General features: G+C 73.6%; 21 protein-coding genes. 13 read left to right on the top strand and 8 right to left on the bottom strand.

Features of this window, described 5'->3' with window-relative positions; translation table 11 throughout:
- Nucleotides 1–93 precede the first annotated feature (93 nt).
- The 3 genes from mycP to HA073_RS25995 are packed head-to-tail and all read left to right on the top strand — an operon-like array spanning nt 94 to nt 2,951.
- A complete protein-coding gene (mycP, locus tag HA073_RS26005; RefSeq protein WP_375336244.1) occupies nt 94–1,353 on the top strand; it encodes a type VII secretion-associated serine protease mycosin in 1,260 nt (419 codons plus the stop codon).
- 47 nt (nt 1,354–1,400) lie between these two features.
- Nucleotides 1,401–2,195, top strand: a complete 795-nt coding sequence (locus HA073_RS26000) for a phosphatase PAP2 family protein (protein ID WP_064446795.1) — start codon at nt 1,401–1,403, stop codon at nt 2,193–2,195.
- A gap of 30 nt (nt 2,196–2,225) precedes the next feature.
- Nucleotides 2,226–2,951 (top strand): phosphatase PAP2 family protein, encoded by a 726-nt coding sequence (locus tag HA073_RS25995; protein ID WP_166457506.1) that lies wholly within the window; start codon nt 2,226–2,228, stop codon nt 2,949–2,951.
- Nucleotides 2,952–2,966: 15 nt separating this feature from the next.
- Here HA073_RS25995 and HA073_RS25990 read toward each other — a convergent pair whose 3' ends face one another.
- The 6 genes from HA073_RS25990 to HA073_RS25965 form a co-directional block, all read right to left on the bottom strand.
- The gene (locus HA073_RS25990; RefSeq protein ID WP_043327876.1) at nt 2,967–4,145 is read right to left on the bottom strand and encodes a MarP family serine protease; all 1,179 of its coding nucleotides are present in this window, start codon (nt 4,143–4,145) and stop codon (nt 2,967–2,969) included.
- Nucleotides 4,146–4,221: 76 nt separating this feature from the next.
- The gene (locus HA073_RS25985) at nt 4,222–4,914 is read right to left on the bottom strand and encodes a CoA pyrophosphatase (protein ID WP_166457505.1); all 693 of its coding nucleotides are present in this window, start codon (nt 4,912–4,914) and stop codon (nt 4,222–4,224) included.
- Entirely contained in the window at nt 4,911–5,513 is a 603-nt protein-coding gene (locus tag HA073_RS25980; protein WP_043327874.1) for a TlpA disulfide reductase family protein, read from the bottom strand. The genes HA073_RS25985 and HA073_RS25980 overlap by 4 nt, the downstream gene beginning before the upstream one ends.
- On the bottom strand, nt 5,513–6,292 hold the full coding sequence (gene nth / locus HA073_RS25975; RefSeq protein WP_064446796.1) for an endonuclease III: 780 nt from the start codon (nt 6,290–6,292) through the stop codon (nt 5,513–5,515). Before nth ends, HA073_RS25980 begins: the two co-directional genes overlap by 1 nt.
- Before the next feature lie 59 nt (nt 6,293–6,351).
- Nucleotides 6,352–7,572: a CapA family protein gene (locus tag HA073_RS25970; protein WP_233607777.1), complete on the bottom strand. Its 1,221-nt coding sequence runs from the start codon at nt 7,570–7,572 to the stop codon at nt 6,352–6,354.
- A gap of 106 nt (nt 7,573–7,678) precedes the next feature.
- The gene (locus HA073_RS25965; RefSeq protein WP_113973638.1) at nt 7,679–8,356 is read right to left on the bottom strand and encodes an adenosylcobinamide amidohydrolase; all 678 of its coding nucleotides are present in this window, start codon (nt 8,354–8,356) and stop codon (nt 7,679–7,681) included.
- Between the two features lie 219 nt (nt 8,357–8,575).
- Between HA073_RS25965 and HA073_RS25960 the strand changes: the two genes are divergently transcribed.
- The 10 genes from HA073_RS25960 to HA073_RS25915 all read left to right on the top strand — a co-directional run bounded on the left by HA073_RS25960 (nt 8,576) and on the right by HA073_RS25915 (nt 20,031).
- Complete coding sequence (locus tag HA073_RS25960) at nt 8,576–9,253, top strand: Crp/Fnr family transcriptional regulator (RefSeq protein WP_007466162.1); 678 nt, start codon at nt 8,576–8,578, stop codon at nt 9,251–9,253.
- A 151-nt stretch (nt 9,254–9,404) separates the two neighbouring features.
- Nucleotides 9,405–10,148: a metallophosphoesterase gene (locus tag HA073_RS25955; RefSeq protein ID WP_166457504.1), complete on the top strand. Its 744-nt coding sequence runs from the start codon at nt 9,405–9,407 to the stop codon at nt 10,146–10,148.
- Between the two features lie 105 nt (nt 10,149–10,253).
- Nucleotides 10,254–10,874 carry a TetR/AcrR family transcriptional regulator gene (locus tag HA073_RS25950; RefSeq protein WP_043327870.1) on the top strand — a complete coding sequence of 207 codons (621 nt, stop codon included), beginning with the start codon at nt 10,254–10,256 and terminating at the stop codon, nt 10,872–10,874.
- Between the two features lie 30 nt (nt 10,875–10,904).
- Entirely contained in the window at nt 10,905–11,699 is a 795-nt protein-coding gene (locus HA073_RS25945) for a TIGR03084 family metal-binding protein (protein ID WP_064446797.1), read from the top strand.
- Complete coding sequence (locus tag HA073_RS25940) at nt 11,696–13,372, top strand: acyclic terpene utilization AtuA family protein (RefSeq protein WP_064446798.1); 1,677 nt, start codon at nt 11,696–11,698, stop codon at nt 13,370–13,372. Before HA073_RS25945 ends, HA073_RS25940 begins: the two co-directional genes overlap by 4 nt.
- Nucleotides 13,369–14,508: an acyl-CoA dehydrogenase family protein gene (locus HA073_RS25935; RefSeq protein ID WP_064446799.1), complete on the top strand. Its 1,140-nt coding sequence runs from the start codon at nt 13,369–13,371 to the stop codon at nt 14,506–14,508. Before HA073_RS25940 ends, HA073_RS25935 begins: the two co-directional genes overlap by 4 nt.
- A complete protein-coding gene (locus tag HA073_RS25930; protein ID WP_069088221.1) occupies nt 14,505–16,112 on the top strand; it encodes an acyl-CoA carboxylase subunit beta in 1,608 nt (535 codons plus the stop codon). The genes HA073_RS25935 and HA073_RS25930 overlap by 4 nt, the downstream gene beginning before the upstream one ends.
- 14 nt (nt 16,113–16,126) lie before the next feature.
- Entirely contained in the window at nt 16,127–18,142 is a 2,016-nt protein-coding gene (locus HA073_RS25925; RefSeq protein WP_166457503.1) for a biotin carboxylase N-terminal domain-containing protein, read from the top strand.
- On the top strand, nt 18,139–19,302 hold the full coding sequence (locus tag HA073_RS25920; RefSeq protein ID WP_043327864.1) for an acyl-CoA dehydrogenase family protein: 1,164 nt from the start codon (nt 18,139–18,141) through the stop codon (nt 19,300–19,302). The genes HA073_RS25925 and HA073_RS25920 overlap by 4 nt, the downstream gene beginning before the upstream one ends.
- Before the next feature lie 276 nt (nt 19,303–19,578).
- The gene (locus HA073_RS25915; protein WP_043327863.1) at nt 19,579–20,031 is read left to right on the top strand and encodes a hypothetical protein; all 453 of its coding nucleotides are present in this window, start codon (nt 19,579–19,581) and stop codon (nt 20,029–20,031) included.
- On the opposite strand, the gene HA073_RS25910 is transcribed toward HA073_RS25915, so the two are convergent.
- Together HA073_RS25910 and HA073_RS25905 are read right to left on the bottom strand one after the other, a co-directional pair.
- Nucleotides 20,018–21,484, bottom strand: a complete 1,467-nt coding sequence (locus tag HA073_RS25910) for a serine/threonine-protein kinase (RefSeq protein WP_064446801.1) — start codon at nt 21,482–21,484, stop codon at nt 20,018–20,020. The two genes, HA073_RS25915 and HA073_RS25910, sit on opposite strands and share 14 nt — an antisense overlap.
- Before the next feature lie 30 nt (nt 21,485–21,514).
- Nucleotides 21,515–21,973, bottom strand: a complete 459-nt coding sequence (locus HA073_RS25905) for a hypothetical protein (protein WP_043327862.1) — start codon at nt 21,971–21,973, stop codon at nt 21,515–21,517.
- Between the last annotated feature and the right edge of the window lie 34 nt (nt 21,974–22,007).

Raw genomic sequence — 22,007 nt, 5'->3', positions numbered from 1 at the left:
CATGTGTCTGACGCGACGGAACGGCTGGGGAATGTGACCAGGGATCGGCAGGGCCTGCCCGGTGGGCCGCCCCAGCGCGTCGCCCGGCGCGCGTTGCTGGCCGTCGCGTCGGCGCTGGTCGTCGTCGCCGGTCCGCTGACGCCGCCGGCACAGGCCGCGCCGTCCGTCCCGGTCGCCGCCTCTCAGCGGCAGTTGGCGGCTCCCGACCGGGTGCTCCGCGGCGACCACGTCCGCGACGAGCAGTGGCAGTTGGAGAAGCTGCGGGCGAAGACCGCCTGGCGCACCTCGACCGGGCGCGGCGTGGTGGTCGCGGTGATCGATTCCGGTGTGGACGGATCGCATCCCGACCTGGCCGGCCAGGTCCTGCCCGGCCTCGACCTGGTGACTCCGGACGGCTCGGACGGGCCTGATCCGGTGGGGCACGGCACCACCGTGGCCGGGCTGATCGCCGGGCGGGCCGACGACGACCGGGGCGTGGTGGGGCTGGCGCCGGACGCCAAGATCCTCCCGGTCCGGGTGCTCGACGCCGATAACCGCTACGACGACGCGCTCATCATCGCCAAGGCGGTGCGCTGGGCCGTGGACAACGGCGCCGGAGTGGTCAACCTGTCGCTGGGCGGCAGCAGCGACAGCGCGGCCCTGGCCGCAGCGCTCGACTACGCCTTCGCCCGGGACGTGGTGGTGGTCGCCTGCACCGGCAACCTGGCCACCTCGACGACCACCAAGGTCTGGTATCCGGCCCGGGAGCCCGGCGTGCTGGCCGTCGCCGGGCTGGAACGCTCCGGCGAGAACCTCTGGTCCGGCTCGATCACCGGCCACGAGACGGTCCTCAGCGCACCCGCCACCGCGCTCTACGGCGCGCGGCCGGAGGGGGGCTACTGGCGGGTGCAGGGGACGAGCTTCGCCGCGCCGCTGGTGGCCGCGACCGCCGCGCTGGTCCGCTCGCGGTATCCGAAGATGTCCGCCGGGGACGTGGTCAACCGGCTGATCAGCACGGCCCGGGACCTCGGCCCGACCGGACGCGACGACCGGTTCGGCTACGGCCTGGTGGACCCGGTGGCGGCGCTGACCGCCGACGTGCCGTCGGTGGGTCACAACCCGCTGGACGACAACGACTCTCCCGGCGTGGTGGGCTTCGGGCCGGCCCCGGAGGACGGGCGCGACACCCGGGCCGCGGCGGCGGGCCGCGGTGGCGACCCGCTGGGGCGCAGGCCGGAGGGCTGGTCGGCGCTGCCGGCGGGGCAGACCGTCGTGGGCGCCCCGGAGCGGCTCTGGAGCGGCCTGGCGCTGTTCGTGGCGTTGATCACCGGCAGCGCGCTGATGGTGCGCCGGTTCCGGCAGATCCGCCGCTGACCGACGCGGTGGTCTGACCGCGCCCGTTCCTGGGTAGGGAAGCCCCCATGGACACCACCGGGGCGACTGTCACGCGCCGCCGGTCGTGGCGGAGCCGCCGCCTCGACCGGGACCACTCACTGGGTCTGCGGCTCTCCCTGGCCACCGCCGCCGCGTTCCTGGTGCTGATCCCGTTCGCCCTGCTCGCGCTGCTGGTGCTCGGCGCCTGGTCGCCGCTGCTCCGGCTGGACGCTTCGATCACCGACGCGTTCCACGGGTACGCGCAGGACCATCCCGCCTGGGTCGCGGTGATGACGGTCTGGACGCATGTCTTCGGGCCCGGCCCGCTGCGGGTGGCCGCGGCAGCGGTGGCGGTGTGGCTGTTCCGGCGCGGCGCGTCCCGACTCGCGGCCTGGGTGGTCGTCACCATGATCGCCGGTGGGCTGCTCGGCGCGCTGCTCAAGCTCCTGGTCGGGCGGGACCGGCCGGACCTGCTCGAACCGGTGGCCCGGGCGGCCGGTTACTCGTTCCCGTCCGGTCACGCGCTCAACGCGGCGCTGGCGGCCGGGGTGCTGTTGCTGGTGTTCCTGCCGTTCGCCCGGGACAGCCGCGCCGGCCGGATCATGCTGTGGGCCGCCGCGCTGCTGGTGACTGTGGTGACCGGGCTCAGCCGGATCGCGCTGGGCGTGCACTGGACCAGCGACGTGGTGGGTGGCTGGGTGCTCGGGGCGGCGGTGGTGGCCGCGACCTCGGCCGCGTTCGCCACCTGGCGCAGCGGATCCGGGCGACCGTCCGCCCGTCCGCTCCGCGAGGGCGTCGAGCCGGAGCTGGCCGATCAGCGGCCGGAGGGCGGCCGGGCGTAGCCGGAGCCGCCACGGGGTACAGGCGAGCCCATGTCCGATGTCGTGATCCGAGTCACCCGGCGTGTCCTGCTGCCGCTGGCCCTGCTCTTCGCGCTGATGGTGGGTCTGGGCCTGCTGGTGACCCGGGTGCTGGCGCGTACCTGGCCGTTCACCGTGGAGGACACGGTCAACCGGGAGCTGGCCGGCGATCGCACGCCGGGCTGGAACGACGTCTCGCTGGTGTTCAGCACGCTCGCCAGCACCCAGATGATCGTCGTGGTCACGGTGCTGGCGGCGCTGGTGCTGCGGCTGGTGCTGCACCGCTGGCGGGAGCCGCTGTTCCTCTGCGCGGCGGTGACCGCGCAGGCACTGATCTTCCTGTTCACCACGATGGTGATCGACCGGAACCGTCCGGCCGTCGAGCACATGGACGCCTCCCCGCCGACTTCGAGCTTCCCGTCCGGGCACACGTCGGCGGCCACCGCGCTCTACGTGGGTCTCGCGGTGCTGCTGGCGCTGCGGGCACGCAGCACCCCGGCCAAGATCGGCTGGTGGACGCTGCTGGTGCTGGTGCCGGTCGGCGTGGCGCTCACCCGGATGTACCGGGGCATGCACCACCCCAGCGACGTGGTCGCCTCGTTCCTCAACGGCGGCGCCTGCGTGGCAATCATGGCGCGGGCGGTGCTCGACCGCACGCTCACCTGGGGTCGCGCCCGGCTGCCGCTGTCCCGCTCCGGCGACGAGGCGACACCGGCGGGAGCGCCGGCGGGCGGCTGAGCGCCGCCGGCCGGCTCAGGTGCACTCGCCGGTGGCCACTCCCCGGGTACGCTCCGCGCCCGCCAGCGCCACCGGCCGCGCCTCGGCCGCTGTCACCGCGAAACCGGTGTTCGGGTCGTCCGCCGCCGCTGCGAAGATCACGCCGAGCACCAGCCCGTTCGAGGAGACCAGCGGGCCACCGGAGTTGCCGCTGCGGACCAGCGCCCGGATCGTGTAGATCTCCCGGGTGACGTCCCCGGCCGAGTAGATGTCCGGACCGGTGATCCGGTCGACGTCCCGGATCCGGGCCGGGCGGGCGTCGTACGGGCCGTCGAGCGGGAAGCCGAGCACGATCGCGTCCGCGCCGGTGGCGGCCTGACCGGCGGCGAAGCGCAGCGACGGGCCGGGCAGCCCGGGAACGTAGAGCACGGCGAGGTCCCGGTCCGGGTCGTAGACGACGACCTCGCCGTCGTACCGCTCGCCGCGCAGCTCCACCGCAACCGAGCGGGTGCCGGCGACCACGTGCGCGTTCGTCATCACCCGGTCGTCGGCGTACACGAAGCCGGAGCCCTCGATGCGGCGCGAGCAGCTCGGCGCGGAGCCCAGCACCTTCACCACCGACCGCCTGCTGTTCTGCACCACCTGCGAGTTGGCCAGCGCCGGGTCGGGCGGGGCGACCTGCCGGGCCCGGGTCGGCGCGAGATCGCCGAACACGTCCGGGAAGCCGTTGGTGTCGACGGTGTCACGCAGCGCGGTGGACAGGTCCTGCGCCTTGTCCGGCAGCACCTGGTCGACGACTGTGAGCAGCGCGCTGTTACGGACCGAGGAGGCCAGCCACGGCACCGAGGAGGAGCCGAGCGGCACGGCGACCAGCCAGGCCACCAGCATGACCGCGATGACCGAGATGAACGCGCCACCGACGTCGTCGACCTTCCGCCCGGCCGGCCCGGTGATGGCCGCCCGCAGGTTGGAGCCGAGCCAGCCGGCCAGCGCCTGCCCGAGCACCGCGAGCCCGAAGATCGCCACCAGGGAGACCAGCACGCGGGTGCCGCTCGCCGTGAACTGCTGGGCGATCAGCGGCCCGACCTGGAGGCCGAGCAGCGCGCCCAGGAAGAAGCCGGAGAACGACAGGGCCCCGATGACGAAACCCTGACGGTATCCGCTGATCGCGAACACGAGCATGAGCAGGAGAAGGACGAGATCCACGGCGGACACGCCCCAAGGGTACGGGCACCGGGCCCGTGCTCGGCTCAGCGCTCGCGGAACGTGACCCGAGGATGCGTACCGGTGATCAACGCACGGGTGTCTCGTCGGCCGGTTCGGTGCCCGCCGACGGCGCGGGTGTGGCGTCGACCGGCGGCAGCTCCACCATCCGTGAGCGCGGCCAGGGCCGGGACCAGCCGCCCATCTCCAGCAACCGGTCGATCACGCCGGCGGTGAAGCCCCAGACCAGCATGCCGCGCACCGAGAACGCCGGGCCGGTCCAGCCGCTCGGATGACGGACCCGCATCCGGTTCTCCGGGTCGACCAGCTCGGTGACCGGCAGCCGGGCCACGTGCGCGACCTCGGCCGGCTCGCGCGGGTGCACCGGGTGCGGGTCGTGCCACCAGGCGAGCACCGGCGTGACCACGAAGTCGCTGACCGGGATCCAGAGCCGGGGAAGCTCGGCCAGCACGGTGACGCTGCCGGGGTCGAGCCCGACCTCCTCGTTCGCCTCGCGCAGCGCGGTGGCGCGGGCGTCGGCGTCCTCCGGGTCGGCGGCGCCGCCGGGAAACGCCGGCTGACCGGCGTGGTTGCGCAGCGTCGCGGCGCGCTGGAGGACCAGCACGTCCGGCCCGGCGCCGGGCTCCTCACCGAGCAGCACCAGCACGGCGCTCTCCCGGCCGCCGCGCTCCGGCGTGACGATGCGGGTGAAGTCTTCCGCGCGCGCGGTGCCGAGCCGGCCCAGCAGCGGGTCGAACCACCCCGGCGGCCGTCGGGTCATACCTTCACCCCGAGGTGGCGCTGGAGCAGCGCGGCGAGGCGGGCGTCGTCGAGCGCGCCGGTGGCGTCGGTGTGCCGGATCCGCCCGTCGGCGTCGACGAGCACCGTGAGCGGGAACGCGTTGCGTTCCAGCGCGCGCTGGAACGCGTCGCCCTGGTCGAGCAGCATCGGGAAGCCGACGCCGTAGTCCTCGCCGATGGACTGCGCGCCGCCGCGGCTGTCCCGGCTGTTCACGCCGATGACCTGGAACCGGCCGTCGGCCCGCTCGCTGAGCCGCTGGAACGCGGGCAGCTCCTTGCGGCACGGCGGGCACCAGGACGCCCACACGTTGATCACCGCCGGGCCCTTGACGTCGCGCAGGTTCACCGGCGCGCCGCCGGTGAAGCAGTTGAGCGTCAGGTCGGGGAGCTGGTCCCCGGCCTTACCGGCGGGCGTCGGAGCCGCAGCGGCGGGCACGACGGTCAGCGGAGCACAGTCGGCGAACGGCGAGGGGCGCTCGGCCCGGGTCGCCGGCGCCGGACGTTCCGGCTCGTCGGCCGTGGCGGTGCAGCCCGCCACCGCGAGCAGCAGCGGGACGAGAAGGTACGCGAGACGGCGCATCACGGCACGTCCGCCGCGGCGGCCTGCTGCGGCACCAGGTCGGGGTCGAGGCCGACGGCCACCGCCAGGTCACGGGCCCGGGGGCCCTTGAGCAGCTTGGCCGCGGCGGCCGGCTCGGTCGGCCCGGTGCCGTACGCGGGACACAGCTTCGCCAGCGTGCACGCGCCGCAGGCGGGCTTGCGGGCGTGGCAGACCCGGCGGCCGTGGAAGATCACCCGGTGCGACAGCATCGTCCAGTCGCGCTTCGGGTAGAGCGCGCCGATCGCGTGCTCGATCTTCACCGGGTCGGTCTCGGTGGTGAGCGCCCACCGCTGCACGAGCCGCTGGAAGTGGGTGTCGACGGTGATGCCGGGGACACCGAAGGCGTTGCCGAGGATGACGTTGGCGGTCTTGCGGCCGATCCCGGGCAGGGTCACCAGGTCGTCCAGCCGGCCGGGCACCTCGCCGTCGTACCGCTCGCAGAGCGCGCGCCCGAGGTTGATCAGGGAGCTGGTCTTGTTGCGGTAGAACCCGGTGGGCCGGATCAGCTCCTCCAGCTCCGCGCGGTCCGCCCCGGCGTAGTCGGCCGCGGTGCGGTAGCGGGCGAACAGCTTCGGCGTGACCTCGTTGACCTTCTTGTCGGTGCACTGGGCGGACAGGATCGTCGCGACTGCCAGCTCCAGCGCGTTGGAGTGGTCGAGTTCACAGTGCGCGTCGGGGTGCGTCTCGGTCAGCACGCGGCCGATGCGCCGGGCGCGGCGCGTACGGCCGAGGTCGGTCTCGGGGGAGCGCGTGGTCACGTCGGCCAGCCTACGTCGCGGGGCCGACGCTCCGGCGGCTCGGCGCGGTGGTCGTGCGCTCAGCCACCCGCGGGCGCGGTGATCCTCCCGGTCGCGTCGAGCTTCGCGCCGGTGTCCGGGAAGTCGGCCCCGTTCAGCTCGCGGACCAGCCCGAGGCCACGGTTCTGCCGGTCGACCGACGGGCGTCCCACTCCGTTCATCACGGTGGAGGTGAACGTGCCGCCGACGAACTTCCCCTCGGCGGTGAGCGACACCTTGAGCACGCCGCCCCAGCCGAGCCGCCCGGAGCTGTTCAGCGACTTCCCGCCACCGGCGAAGTTGCCCAGGCTGTACGCGATCAGCCGCCCCTTGTAGAACTCCATCCCGCGCAGCACGTGCGGACCGTGGCCGATGACCAGGTCGGCCCCGGCGTCGATGACGGTGCGGGAGAAGCGGATCGGGTCGCCACGGTTCTCGCCGAAGAACATCTCGGTGCCCGGCTTCACCCGGGTCTTGTCCGACCCCTCGGCGCCCATGTGCACCTGCACCACGACGATCTGGGCCGCCTCCTTGGCCATCTCGATCACCTGCTTGGCGGCGTTCAGGTCGACCAGGCTGTTGGACCAGGGGTACGACGAGAAGCCCACCACGGCGACCTTGACGCCCTTGACGTCCACCACGGTGATCTCACCGGGCGCGCCGGTGTGCTTGAGCCCGTGCGCCTCCAGCGCCGACTGGGTGTTCTCGTAGCCCTGCCGGCCGTAGTCGTAGCCGTGGTTGTTGGCCTGGTTGAGCAGCTGGAACCCGGCCGAGCGCAGGTGCGCGGCGTAGCCGGGCGGCGCCCGGAACTGGTAGCAGTTCTTCGGCTGCGGGCCGCACTTGCCGGCGCCGGTGTCGTCGGTGAGCGGCTCCTCCAGGTTGCCCATCACCAGGTCACCCTTGAGCGCCGACTTCACGTCGTCGAAGAAGCCCTTGCCACCGTTGGGCGGCAGCCGGTCCGGGGCGTTGCCCATGATCACGTCGCCGGTCGCGGTGAGCGAGATCGACGGCTCGTCGGGGGCGTTCGGCGCCGCGGGCTGGTCACCGGTGGCGGGTCCGGCCGCGCCGGTCGACCCGCCGCCCTGACCGGCCTGCCACCTCGCGTCGCCGCCCGATCCGCCGGCGTCACCGGCGCAGCCGGCGGCGAACAGGACGGCGGCGAGCGCGGCGAGCGCGGCCAGACGGGTCCGGACCGCTCCTCGACGAGGTCCGGGGAGGGCTGGGCGCGGCGCGGCGACGGCGGCGCGGCGGGCACGGGGCACAGAACGGGCGGGAGCGTACATCGTCGGCGACGCTACCGTCCCCGGAACGCCGCGACGAGGGCCGATCGGTCGGAAAACCCGGCGTGTCGCATGTGAGGGGCGCACGTCAGCCCGCCCGCCGGTCGGACCAGGGCACCACGGTCCCGGCGCCGCCCGAGCGGACGGCGGCGTGCACGGCCCGGGCCAGTGGCGCGCCCCAGGCCGACCGGGGCCCGCCGTACGGGGCCGGATCGCCGTCGGCCGGGCAGAGCACAGTCACCGCGTCGGTGGGGGTGCCGGTGGCGGGCAGTCCGAGTTCCCAGATCGCCTGCGCCTTCGCCTCGGTGGCGGTGGCCACCGCGTTGACGAGTGCCGCGTCGCCGAGCCGCTGCGGCACGTACGCGACGATGTTGACCGTGCCGACGCGCTGCGCGGGCTCGGGCACGGCGGGCCGCGCCGGCTCGGGCGCGGCGGCCCAGACCGGCGTGCCCAGGCCGACGGTCGCCCAGACCCGGACGCCGCCGTCGGCGTGGCTGACCACCTCGGTCACGTCCACGCCGGTCAGCAGCCCGACGCCGGGTCCGCCCAGGCCGAGGCCGTGCGCCAGTTCGGCCAGGTGCGCGGCGGGGTCGTCCCGGTCGTACGACATCGGCACCGTCGCGTTCAGCACCCACCCGCGGACGCCGATCCCGCCGCCCAGCGGAGCGGAGCCGACCGCCAGCAGCGGCGTCTCGGCCCGCCAGACCAGCAGGGGGATGTCCCACCCGGCTTCGGACCGGGTGGTCAGGAACGGCTCACACAGCACGCCGGTCACCCTACGATCACAGGAGGGAACGGGTGGCGCCGGCCCGGACCGGAAGCGGGATCTTAGCTGCTCACCGGGTCGGGCGGGTTACGCCCAACGATCAAGATTCCAGGGGTGCACCTCTGATTCCTACTCATGTGCGCCTAGACTGGCGGCGCGCGAGGGATCAGCGGACGGCGGACCCGGCCGACGGACGGCACGCGCAGGCGGAGGTGCGCGATGGACGAGGTACTGGCCCGCAGCGGGATCTTCCAGGGTGTCGACCCGGAGGCTGCCGAGGCGCTCGCCAAGGAGATGGAGACGATCGAGGTCCGCAAGGGCGAAATCGTCTTCAACGAGGGCGAACCCGGCGACAGTCTCTACATCCTCCTGTCCGGCAAGATCAAGGTGGGTCGCCGCGCGGCGGACGGCCGGCAGAACCTGATCGCCGTGATGGGCCCGTCGGACATGGTCGGTGAGCTGTCGCTCTTCGACCCCGGTCCGCGTACGGCGACCGCCACCGCGGTCACCGACACCCGGCTCGTACGCCTGCGCAAGCAGGCCCTGCGGCCGTGGCTGAACAACCGGCCCGAGATCGCCGAGCAGTTGCTGCGGGTGCTGGCCCGCCGGCTGCGCCGGACCAACGACTCGCTCGCCGACCTGATCTTCACGGACGTGCCGGGCCGGGTCGCCAAGAACCTGCTCCAGATGGCCGGCCGCTTCGGCACCCGCGACGGCGGCGTGCTGCGCGTGACGCACGACCTCACCCAGGAGGAGATCGCCCAGCTCGTCGGCGCCTCCCGCGAGACCGTCAACAAGGCGCTCGCCGACTTCGCCTCGCGCGGCTGGCTGCGACTGGACGGCAAGAGCATCATCATCCTCGACCCGGAGCGCCTGGCCCGCCGCGCGCGGGTCTGACCTCCGTACCGGCTTCCCGGCCCGGCCCGCCACCGCGCGGAGCCGGGCCGATGCCGTTCTGCGCAGGCCGGGCCGGTCGCCTCTGAGCAAGCCGTCTCTGCCCGTCGCAGAATCGCTTGGTCCTCCGGGCCGGTGCCGCCACGCTGGGACGATGCCCGATCACGTCGCCGTCCTGTCCGACATCCACGGTGTGCTGCCCGCGCTGGAAGCGGTGCTGGCCGAGCCGGACGTGGCCGCCGCCGACCTGATCGTCCTCACCGGCGACCTGGCGGCCGGTCCGCAGCCGGTCGAGGTGCTGGACCGGTTGGCCGCGCTCGGTGACCGGGCCTGCTGGGTCGGCGGGAACGCCGACCGGGAGCTGGTGCAGGCGCGTGCCGGGGCGGCGTCCCCGATCGAGGTGTCGAACTGGGCCGCGGGGCAGCTCCGCGACGACCAGGTGGCCCGGCTGGCCGCGCTGCCGCCGTCCGTCACGCTGCCGGTCACCGGTCTGGGCGACGTGCTGTTCTGCCACGCCACCCCGCGCGACGACGAGGAGGTCGTGCTCGTCGACTCGCGGCTGGACCGCTGGGCCGAGGTCTTCGCCGGCCTGCCGCCCGAGGTCGGCACCGTGGTCTGCGGGCACACGCACATGCCGTTCACCCGGCTGGTCGACCGTCGCCTGGTGGTGAACCCGGGCAGCGTCGGCATGCCGTACGGGGGCGCGGGCGCCTGGTGGGCGCTGCTCGGTCCGGGCGTGCAACTGCGCCGTACGCGCTTGGACGTGGACGCCGCCTGCGCCCGGATCGCCACCGAGTCCGCCTTTCCGGACGCGGCGGCCTGGGCCGACGAGTACGTCCGCTCCCGCCACTCCGACGCCGACGCGCTCACCGTCTTCGCTCCGCGCGACGGTCGCTGAGGCGTTAACAAGGGGCCCCTCCGCTACCGCAGGCGTTAACAAGGGCCCCCTCCTTTCAAAAAAGTCAGGCTTGACTGTTTGTTTTGGGGGCGGCAGGCTGATGGCGTGTCCACCGCACCGAGCCGAGTTCCGCAGCAGGAGCGCAGCCGCGCCACCCAGGCCCGGCTGCTGGAGGCGACAGTCGACTGCCTGGTGGAGCACGGCTGGTCCGGCACCACCACGACAGTGGTGGCGGCCCGCGCCGGGGTCTCCCGGGGCGCCCAGCTGCACCACTACCCCACCAAGGCCGCGCTGGTCACCGCCGCCGTCGCGCACCTGACCGAGCGCCGGGCGGCCGAGCTGCGCGCCGAGGCGGCGGCCCTGCCGGTCGGCCCGCAGCGGCTCGACGGCGTGGTCGACCTGCTCGCCGCCTCCTTCACCGGCCCGCTGTTCGCGGCCGCGCTGGAGCTGTGGGTGGCCGCGCGTACCGACGCCGAGCTGCGCGCCGCGCTGGTGCCGCTGGAGGCGCGGATCGGCCGCGAGATGCACCGGCTCACCGTCGAGCTGCTCGGCGTGGACGAGCGCAAGCCGGGCGTACGCGAGTCGGTGCAGGCCACGCTCGACCTGCTCCGCGGCCTCGGCGTGGCCAACCTGCTCAGCGACGACTCGCCCCGCCGCGCCGCCCTGCTGCACACCTGGAAACGCCAGCTCGCCGCGCTGCTCACCCCCGAGAGCGAGCGGCACTGATCCCCTGACCCACCCCCGCCCGGAGGCACAATGGTCGACCTGACAGCCCTGCTCGCGGATCTGGCCGCCGAGTCCGAACAACTCGACGCGCTCGTCGCGGACCTGCCACCGGACGGATGGGAGCGGCCGACACCGGCCCCGGGCTGGACCGTCGCACACCAGATCGCACACCTGGCCTGGACCGACCACGTCGCCTACCTGGCGGCCACCGACGAGTCCGCGTTCTTCGCCTCGGTGATGGCCGCGCCGGACCCGTCGCGCCTGGTCGAGGACGGCGCGGAGTCCTTCCTCGCGCCCCCGCCTGCGCTGCTGGCCCGCTGGCGTTCCGGCCGGTCGGCGCTCGCCGGCGCGCTCACCGCCGTCCCGGCCGGGCAGAAGATCCCCTGGTACGGCACCAGCATGTCGCCCACCTCGATGGTGACGGCCCGGCTGATGGAGACGTGGGCGCACGGCGAGGACGTGGCAGACGCGCTGGGCGTCAGCCGTACCCCGACGCAGCGCCTGCGCCACATCGCGCACCTCGGCTTCCGTACCCTCGGGCACGGCTTCGCCGCCCACGGCCGTGCGGTGCCCACGGCGCCGGTGCGGGTGGAGCTGACCGCGCCCGCGGGCGGTGACGTCTGGGAGTTCGGGCCGGCCGACGCGGCCGACCGGGTGACCGGCCCGGCGCTCGACTTCTGCCTGCTCGTCACGCAGCGCCGGCACCGCGCCGACCTGGCCCTGACCGCCACCGGGCCGGTGGCCGACGAGTGGCTGGACGTGGCCCAGGCGTTCGCCGGCCCGCCCGGTGACAAGCGGGAACCGGCGAGCGGAGTTCCCTCATGAGCGTGCTGCGGATCGGGAACGCGTCGGGCTTCTACGGCGACCGTTTCGCCGCCTGGCGGGAGATGCTCGACGGCGGCGAGCTGGACGTGCTGACCGGTGACTACCTGGCCGAGCTGACCATGCTCATCCTCGGCCGGGACCGGATGCGCGACCCGTCGCTGGGCTACGCGAAGACGTTCCTGCGCCAGGCGGAGGGCGTGCTCGGCACCGCGCTGGAGCGCGGCGTCACGCTGGTCACAAACGCGGGTGGCCTCAACCCGGCGGGGCTGGCCGACGCGATCCGGTCGCTCGGCGACCGGCTCGGCCTCCAGGTGCGGGTCGGGTACGTCGAGGGCGACGCGATCCAGCGGCCGGACGCGCTGACCGCCAACGCGTACCTGGGCGCGTTCGGGATCGCGGCCTGCCTGGACGCGGGCGCGGACGTGGTGGTCACCGGTCGGGTCACCGACGCCTCGCTGGCGGTCGGCCCGGCGATCGCCCGCTTCGGGTGGACCCGCGACGACCTCGACGCGCTGGCCGGGGCCACGGTGGCCGGGCACCTGATCGAGTGCGGCGCGCAGGTCACCGGCGGCAACTTCAGCTTCTTCACCGAACTGCCGGACGGCGGGCACCGGCCCGGTTTCCCGATCGCCGAGCTGCACGCGGACGGCTCGTCGGTGCTCACCAAGCACGCGGGCACCGGCGGCGCGGTGACGGTCGAGACGGTCACCGCCCAGCTGCTGTACGAGGTGGGCGGCCCGGACTACCTCGGGCCGGACGTGGTGACCCGGCTCGACACGGTACGGCTGGAGCAGGAGGGCCCGGACCGGGTCCGGGTGTCCGGGGTGCGCGGCACGCCGCCGCCGGACACGCTGAAGGTGGGCGTCAACAACCTGGGCGGCTTCCGCAACTCGATGACGTTCGTGCTGTGCGGGCTGGACATCCCGGCCAAGGCGGCACTGGTCCGCGCCCAGATCGAGGAGTCGGTCGGCACGGAGGGGCTGGAGTTCACGCTGGCCCGTACCGACCACCCGGACACCGGCGACACCGAGGCGGCGAGCGCGCTGCTGCACGTACATCTGCGCGACGGCGACAAGTCGCGGGCCGGGCGGGCGTTCTCGGCGGCGGCGGTGGAGCTGGCGCTGGCCTCCTATCCGGGTTGCACGCTCACCACGCTGCCCGGTGACGCGACGCCGTACGGGGTGTTCACCGCCGACGCGATCGCGCAGGACGCGGTCGAGCACGTGGCGGTGCTGCCCTCCGGCGAGCGGGTGCCGATCCCGCCGCCGACGGTGACGAGCGGTTTGGAAGGGACCCTTGTACAACACGAGGCGTTAACAGGGGGCCCTTCCTTGCACGCCACCCGGCGGGGGCCACTGGGTGAGCTGGTCGGGGCGCGCTCCGGCGACAAGGGCGGCGACGCCAACCTGGGCGTCTGGGCCCGCACCGACGCGACCTGGCCGTGGCTGCGCGACTGGCTGACCGTGGAACGGCTGGCCGAGCTGCTGCCGGAGACGGCGTCGCTCACCGTCGAGCGGTACGAGCTGCCGAACCTGCGCGCCGTCAACTTCGTGATCCGCGGGCTGCTCGGGCAGGGCGTGGCCGCGTCCACCCGGTTCGATCCCCAGGCCAAGGCGCTCGGCGAGCTGCTGCGCTCCCGGGTGGTCGATCTTCCGACGGAGGTTCCGGCATGACCATCGTGGACACGCCGGAACGCCGGCAGCTACGCGAGCTGACCCGCTCGTTCGTGGTCCGGGAGGTGCTGCCGCACCTGTCCGACTGGGAGCGGGCCGGCGAACTGCCCCGGTCGCTGCACGAGACCGCCGCGAAGGTCGGCCTGCTCGGCATCGGCTTCCCGGAGTCGGTCGGCGGCAGCGGCGGCGACCTGCTCGACTCGATGGTGGTCACCGAGGAGATCATCCGCTCGGGCGGGTCGTCGGGGCTGATCGCCGCGCTGTTCACGCACGGGATCGCGCTGCCGCACATGGTTCAGGCTCAGGACGAGGCGCTGATCGAGAAGTACGTCCGGCCGGCGCTCGCCGGGACGATGATCGGCGCGTTGGCGATCACCGAGCCGGACGGCGGCTCGGACGTGGCGGGCATCCGCACCTGCGCCGTACGCGACGGCGACCACTACGTCGTGAACGGCGCCAAGACGTACATCACCAGCGGGGTCCGGGCAGACTTCGTCACCACTGCGGTCTGCACCGACTTTCCCGGGTCGGGCTCGCTCAGCCTGCTCGTGATCGACAAGGGCACGCCGGGGTTCACGGTGGGCCGGCGGCTGGAGAAGCTGGGCTGGCACTGCTCCGACACGGCCGAACTGTCCTTCGTCGACGTCCGGGTGCCGGTGGGCAACCGGGTCGGCCCGGAGGACACCGGCTTCCTCGCCATCATGCAGCAGTTCGCCGCCGAGCGGCTGTCGCTCGCCACGCAGGCGTACGCGACCGCGCAGCGCTGCGTGGACCTGACGGTGCGGTGGTGCCGGGACCGTCAGACGTTCGGCCGGCCGCTCGTTTCGCGGCAGGTGGTGCGGCACCGGCTGGCCGAGATGCACTCCCGCACCGAGGCGGCCCGGGCGTACGTGCACGAGGTCGCCGAGCGGGTCGCCGCCGGGCAGCCGGTGGTGACCGAGGTGGCGATCGCGAAGAACGTGGCGGTGTCCGCGTGCGACTTCGTCGTCGACGCGGCGCTGCAACTGCACGGCGGTTTCGGCTACATGCGTGACGCCGAGGTGGAGCGGCACTACCGCGACGCCCGGCTGCTCGGCATCGGCGGCGGCGCCACCGAGATCATGAACGAGATCATCGCGAAGGGCATGGGCCTGTGAGCACGACAGTTCTGCAGAGCACGATCGACCCGTCCGCGCCCGCCTTCACCGCCAACCGGGAGGCGCTGCTGGAACGCCTCGCCGAACTGGAGGCGGCGCTCGACCAGGCCCGGGGCGGTGGCGGCGAGAAGTACGTGACCCGCCATCACGGTCGCGGCAAGCTGCTCCCGCGGGAGCGGATCGAGCTGCTGCTCGACCCGGACAGCCCGTTCCTGGAGCTGTCGTCGGTGGCCGCGTTCGGCACCGACTTCCCGGTCGGCGCCAGCACCGTGACCGGCATCGGCGTGGTCGAGGGCGTCGAGTGCCTGATCGTGGCGAACGACCCGACGGTACGCGGGGGCGCGATCAACCCGTGGTCGCTGGCGAAGACCCGGCGGGCGGGTGAGATCGCGGCGGCGAACCGGCTGCCGATGGTGAACCTGGTCGAGTCGGCCGGGGCGGACCTGCCCACCCAGGCGGAGATCTTCATTCCGGGCGGCCGGGTGTTCCGGGACCTGACCCGACTGTCGGCGCAGCGGATCCCGACGGTGAGCGTGGTCTTCGGCAACGCCACCGCCGGTGGCGCGTACGTGCCCGGCATGTCGGACTTCACCATCATGATCCGGGACCGCTCGCAGGTCTACCTCGCCGGGCCGCCGCTGGTGAAGATGGCCACCGGCGAGGTCACCGACGACGAGTCGCTCGGCGGCGCGGCGATGCACGCCACCACGTCCGGCCTGGCCGACTTCCTCGCCGAGGACGAACGCGACGGGATCCGGCTGGCCCGGCAGTGCGTCCGCCGGCTCAACTGGCGCAAGCAGGGCCCGCCGCCCCGCAACCCCCATCCGCTGCCACCCCGGTACGACCCGGAGGAACTGCTCGGCATCGCCAGCGCCGACCTGAAGGTGCCGTTCGACCCGCGCGAGGTGCTGGCCCGGGTACTCGACGACAGCGCGTTCGACGAGTTCAAGCCCGGCTACGGCACCGCGCTCGTGACCGGCTGGGGTGAGCTGCACGGCTACCCGGTCGGTGTGCTGGCGAACGCCCGTGGCGTGCTGTTCAGCGAGGAGGCGCAGAAGGCGGCGCAGTTCATCCAGCTCGCCAACGCGGCGGACACACCGCTGGTCTTCCTGCAGAACACCACCGGCTACATGGTCGGCACCGAGTACGAGCAGCGCGGCATCATCAAGCACGGCGCCCTGATGATCAACGCGGTGTCGAACTCGAAGGTGCCGCACCTGACCGTCAACCTGGGCGCCTCCTACGGCGCCGGCAACTACGGCATGTGCGGCCGGGCGTACGAGCCGCGGTTCCTGTTCACCTGGCCGAACGCGAAGTCGGCGGTGATGGGCCCGGCGCAGCTCGCCGGGGTGCTGTCCATCGTGGCCCGGCAGGCCGCCGCCGCCCGGGGCCGCGAGTACGACGAGGACACCGACGCCGCCATGCGGATGATGGTCGAGCAGCAGATCGAGTCGCAGTCCGGCGCGCTGTTCCTGTCCGGGCGGCTCTACGACGACGGGGTGATCGACCCCCGGGACACCCGTACCGTCCTCGGGCTGTGCCTGTCGGCGATCCACAACGGACCGGTGAAGGGCGCCGACGGTTTCGGCGTCTTCCGGATGTAGGGGGCGTACTCAAGATGATCACCAAGCTTCTGGTCGCGAACCGGGGCGAGATCGCCCGCCGGGTCTTCGCCACCTGCCGCGCCCTCGGCGTGGCCACCGTCGCCGTGCACTCCGACGCGGACGCCGACGCGCCGTTCGTCGCCGACGCCGACCAGGCGGTACGGCTGCCGGGGAACACGCCGGCCGAGACGTACCTGCGCATCGACGCCATCCTCGACGCGGCCCGCCGGTCCGGCGCGGACGCCGTCCACCCCGGTTACGGCTTCCTGGCCGAGAACGCCGAGTTCGCGGCGGCGGTGACCGACGCGGGTCTGACCTGGGTCGGGCCGTCCGCGAAGGCGATCGCGGCGATGGGCGACAAGATGGCCGCCAAGGCGCTGCTCGCCGACGCGGGCGTGCCGATGCTGCCCACCTGGACCGATCCGGCCGAGGTCACCGCCTTCCCGGTGCTGGTCAAGGCCGCCGCCGGTGGCGGCGGCCGGGGCATGCGGATCGTCCACGACGCGGCCGGGCTGGCCGAGGCCGTCGCGGGCGCGCGCCGCGAGGCGGCGGCGGCGTTCGGCGACGGCACCGTCTTCATCGAGCGGTACGTGGAACGCGGCCGCCACGTCGAGGTGCAGATCTTCGGCGACACCCACGGCACCGTCGTGGCCCTCGGGGTACGCGACTGCTCGATCCAGCGCCGCCACCAGAAGATCGTCGAGGAGGCGCCCGGCGTGCTGCCCGACGACGTGCGCGCGGCGCTGCACGAGGCGGCGGTGGCCGCCGGGCGGGCCGTCGACTACGTCGGCGCGGGAACAGTGGAGTTCCTGCTCGCGCCGGACGGGCAGGTGCACTTCCTGGAGATGAACACCCGCCTCCAGGTGGAGCACCCGGTCACCGAGCTGACCACCGGGCTGGACCTGGTCCGGCTGCAACTGCTCGTCGCCGAGGGCGAGCCGCTGCCGGTCACCACCACGCCGCCGGCCGACGGCCACGCCATCGAGGTACGGCTGTGCGCCGAGGACCCGGCTCAGGGCTTCCGTCCGGCCACCGGCACGCTGCACCGGTTCGCGATCCCCGGGGTCGCCGCCGAGTTCGGTCCGGCCCGGGGGCTGCGCCTGGACTCGGGCGTGGTGGACGGCTCGACGGTGAGCGTGCACTACGACTCGATGCTGGCGAAGCTCGTCGCCTGGGCGCCCACCCGCACCGAGGCGGCCCGCGCCCTGGCCGGCGCGCTGGCCCGCGCCGAGCTGCATGGCGTGGCCACCAACCGGGACCTGCTGGTACGCGTGCTGCGCAGCCCGGAGTTCGCCGCCGTGGACGTCGACACCGGCTTCCTGGACCGGCACCCGGAGGTGTTCGAGCCGCTGCTGCCGGCCGAGCAGCTTCCGGTGGTGGCGCTGGCCGCCGCGCTGGCCGCTGCCGCCGCGCGCCGGGCCGCCGCCCCGGTGCTGGCCGGGCTGCCGTCGGGTTGGCGCAACGTGCCGTCCTTCCCGCAGGTCACCCGGTTCACCGGCCCCGGCGACGAGGAGATCGAGATCCACTACCGCCTCGACCGCACCGGCGCCCTCGCCGAGTGGGGAAGGAAGGGCCCCCTCTTAACGGATCCGGTAGAGGAAGGGTCCCCTGTTAACACCGAGCTGCCGGTGGTCGAGCTGGTGACAGCCGCCCCGGACCGGGTGGTGCTCGACGTCGACGGGGTTCGGCGGGCCTTCCGCGTACACCGGGTGGGGTCGTCGGTCTTCGTGGACGGCCCGGACGGGGCGGCGAGCCTCACCGAGCTGCCCCGCCTGCCCCTGCCCACCGCGGAGCTGGCGGCCGGGTCGCTGCTCGCGCCGCTGCCCGGGGCGGTCACCCGGGTGCACGTCGAGGTCGGTCAGCGCGTCGCCGCCGGTGACCTGCTGCTGACGCTCGAAGCGATGAAGCTCGAACATCCCGTGCTCGCCCCCGCCGACGGCGTGGTGACGGAACTGCCGGTGCCCGCCGGCGGCCAGGTCGAGACGGGTGCCGTACTGGCCGTCGTGGACCCCGAGGAGGACCCCCAGTGAACTTCGACCTCACCCCCGAACAGGACCAGCTCCGCGATGCGGTACGGGAGCTGGGACGCAAGTACGGCCATTCCTACTTCGTGTCGAAGGCCAAGGCCGGCGAGCACACCACCGAGCTGTGGCACGAGGCCGGCCGGCTGGGCTACCTGGGCGTCAACATCCCCACCGAGTACGGCGGCGGGGGCGGCGGCATCACCGACCTGGCGCTGGTGTGCGAGGAGCTGGCCGCGACCGGCTGCCCGCTGCTGCTCCTGGTGGTCTCCCCCGCCATCGCCGCCACGATCATCAGCAAGCACGGCACGGAGGAGCAGCGCAAGAAGCACCTCCCCGGGCTCGCCGACGGCTCCGAGAAGATCGTCTTCGCGATCACCGAGCCGGACGCCGGTTCGAACTTCCACCGGCTCTCCACAGTGGCCCGGCGCGACGGCGACGACTGGCTGCTCAGCGGCCGGAAGATCTACATCTCCGGCGTGGACGAGGCCGGGCACGTCCTCGTGGTCGCTCGCACCGAGGACGCGTCCACCGGGAAGCTGAAGCCGGCGCTGTTCATCGTGCCGACCGACGCGCCGGGCCTGGAGAAGTCCAAGCTGGACATGGAGATCCTGTCGCCGGAGAACCAGTTCCTGCTCTTCCTCGACGACGTCCGGCTGCCCGCCGACGCGCTCGTCGGCGAGTCGCTCGACGCCGGGCTGCCGGCGCTGTTCGCCGGGCTCAACCCGGAGCGCATCACGGTGGCCGCGATGGGCGCCGGCACCGGCCGGTACGCGATCGACAGGGCGAGCGACTACACCGCCACCCGCAAGGTGTGGGGCGGGAACTCGATCGGCTCGCACCAGGGCGTGGCGCACCCGCTCGCGCACGCGGCGGTACAGGTCGAGCTGGCCCGTCTGATGATCTACAAGGCGGCGACGCTGTACGACGCGGGTCGCGACCTGGAAGCGGGCATCTCCGGCAACATGGCCAAGTACGCGGCCGGTGAGGCCGCCGCGCTCGCCGTCGACACCGCCGTCCAGGCGCTCGGCGGGGCCGGCATGACCACCGAGTACGGCGTGTCGACGCTGCTCGGCGCGGTACGCGCGGGCCGGATCGCCCCGGTCAGCCGCGAGATGATCCTCAACTTCGTCGCCCAGCACGTCCTCGGCCAGGACAAGTCCTACTGACCGAGGTGGGCCCGGGGTACGGCGGGTGCCCGATCACCTGCCGTACCCCGGGGGTCCGTCACTGGGCGGTGTGGTCGAGGAGACCTCGGCCTCGCCACTCCCGGATCGACGCTCACGGTAGCGGCTTCCCAACCCGGAGCGATACGGCAGCCGGCCAACAGATGTAACGATTTTTGCTCGATCGACGCTTCTGGCGCTCCGAAGTGGAGCGTCACTGACGGGAAGCCGTCTCGGCCCGCCGGTTGACAGGTTGCCGCGCTGGGCCATGCTTGTCGGGTGAGATCGTTCCCGAAGCCCGATGCGCGGGCGAAGGCCGTCGTCGCGTCCCTGGCGACGGTTGCGGCGGTGGTGGCCCTCGCGGTGTGGCGCCCGCCCGGCATCCTGTCGGTCGTGCTGGCCCTGGTCTGCGTCGTGCTGGGCATGATCGCCGGGGTGACGATCACCGCGGCCCGCCAGCCCGTCAGCGGTGGTGGGCACACCCCGTCGCCCGAGACCTGGCTGCCCGAGGCCGGGTACGGAGTGGACGCCGACACGCTCGAGGCGATCGACCCCCGGGCGGTACGGAACCTGCGCGCCCCCGGCGGCCATCCGGTCGACGCGGACACGCTCGAGACGCTGGACCCGCGGGCGGTACGCGGCCTGCGGACGCAGACCGCGGTGGACGCCGACACGCTGGAGACGCTCGACCCGAGGTCGGTGCGGCAGAGCCGAGGGCTCAGCGGCCGGTGAGCGTGGGCCCGGCGAGCGCGTTCACTCCCCGCCCGGCCAGGCACCGGTAGGTGCGGTCGGCGTCGGTCTCCGGCGGCAGCACCTCGAGGTTCCATCCGTTCGCCGGGTCCGCGCCACTGACCACCCGGAACGTGTCAGGGTTGCACACCTTGCCGACGGCCGGGTCGGCGACCACCGCGTCGTGCTTGGCGCCGGCGAGACCGGCCGGCAGGTCACCCGCGGCGTACGTCTCCCAGGTGTGCTGGCCGTCGCAGGGCACCCGGCTCGCCTCGGCCCGGTCGCGGCGCAGCCGTACCGGACCGAAGCACTCCAGCTCGGAAGCGCACCGCGCGCCGGCCGGGAGCCGCACGTCGGCGGACGCGCAGCCGGGCACCGGCCCCCCGGCCACGCCGCTCGTCACCGGGGTCGGCGGAGCGGCGGGCGTGTGACCGGCGGCCAGCCAGCCGCCACCGGCCGACGCCGCCAGCGCGAGCACCCCGGCGCCGCCGAGGAACCAGCGCTTGGGCCAGCGGCGGGCCCGCGACGCCACGGTCGGGTGGTCGTCGTCGGCGGGCGGGCGCGGGTTCGGGCCGCCGCTACGGCGGTAGCGCTCGGCGCCGTCGTAGAGCGCGCCGCCGGCCGGGGCGCCGTCCAGCGGCAGCCCGGCGAGCAGGCCGCGCAACTCGACCGCGGAGGGACGCGCGCCCGGGTCGTTCGACATCCCCAGCCGGAGTACGTCGATCAGCTCGCCGGGCACCCCGGGCAGCCCGGGGATGGGCTGCTGGAACATCTCCAGCACGGTCACCAGACTCGGGTTGCGTTCCGAGTGCCAGCGCGGCGGCCGGCCGTACATCACCGCGTAGAGGGTGGCGCACAGCGAGTAGACGTCGACGGCCGGGCTGGGCGGGCTGTGGTTGAACGTCTCGGGCGGCGCGTACGCCGGGGTGAGCGCCTCCAGCATGACCGAGGAGTCACGGAACTCGGCGAGCACCGCCAGGCCGAAGTCGGCGAGGACCGCCGAGTTGAACTCGGAGTGCAGGATGTTTGCCGGCTTGACGTCCCGGTGCAGCACGCCCGCCGCGTGCGAGTGGGCCAGCGCGTCGGCGATCTTCACGCCGAGGTCGCGGGTCTCCTCCGGGCCCAGCGGCGAGGTGCGCATCCGCTCCGCGTACGAGCCGTCGCACAGTTCCATGATCAGGTAGGGGTGCTGGTCGACGGTGACCCCGACGTCGAAGAGGTCGACCACGTGGGGGTGCGACGACATCCGCCCGGCGGCGCGGGCCTCGCGCAGGAAGCGGGCCTGGTCGCGTTCGCTGTCCAGCGTCCGGTTCTCGATCTTGACCGCCACCTCGCGCCCCACCGAGATCTGGGTGGCCCGGTAGATGGTGGCGTAGCCGCCCCGGGCGAACACCTGCAGATCGGTCAGACCGGGCACGATTGGCAGCCGCACGGCGCCGGGCGGGGTCTCGGTCACGGTTCGAAAATACCCAACTGGTCCGGCCGCTCAGCGGGCCGCATCGGTGGCCGGCACCGGATCCGGCGCGGAGTCGTCAGTGGCGGTGCCCGCCCGGCGCGCGTCCCACCACAGGCCGACGGCTGTCGCGACCGCGCCCAGCCCTTCCCACGCGGCGACCGCGAAGAACCGGTCCGGCGCGACGTCGGACAGCACCGCGATGGTGAAGACGGTGAACGTGACCAGGCGGAACCAGACAGTGAAGCGGTAGAACGGCCGCCACTCGGTGGCGACGGCGAGCAGGTAGTAGACCCCCATGTTGAACGAGGCCATGGACGACGCGGTGAGGAACGTGCCGGTGTAGTCGCCCGGTGCGCGTTCGGCCGGCACCTCGAAGCCGAGCAGACGAAGCTGAGTCTCCGGCCAGATCAGGCCGAGCGCGCCGAGGAGCAGCGCGAGGAGCCCGAAGACCGCGATCGTCCAGCCGGCGCCCGAGCGCGGCAGCCTCATCGTCCCTCCCCAGCGTGGTCCGCCGGTGACGCAG

This window comes from Micromonospora sp. CMU55-4 (assembly GCF_011602315.1).
GTDB lineage: Bacteria > Actinomycetota > Actinomycetes > Mycobacteriales > Micromonosporaceae > Micromonospora > Micromonospora chalcea.
This window is presented reverse-complemented; position numbering and strand designations above follow the sequence as displayed.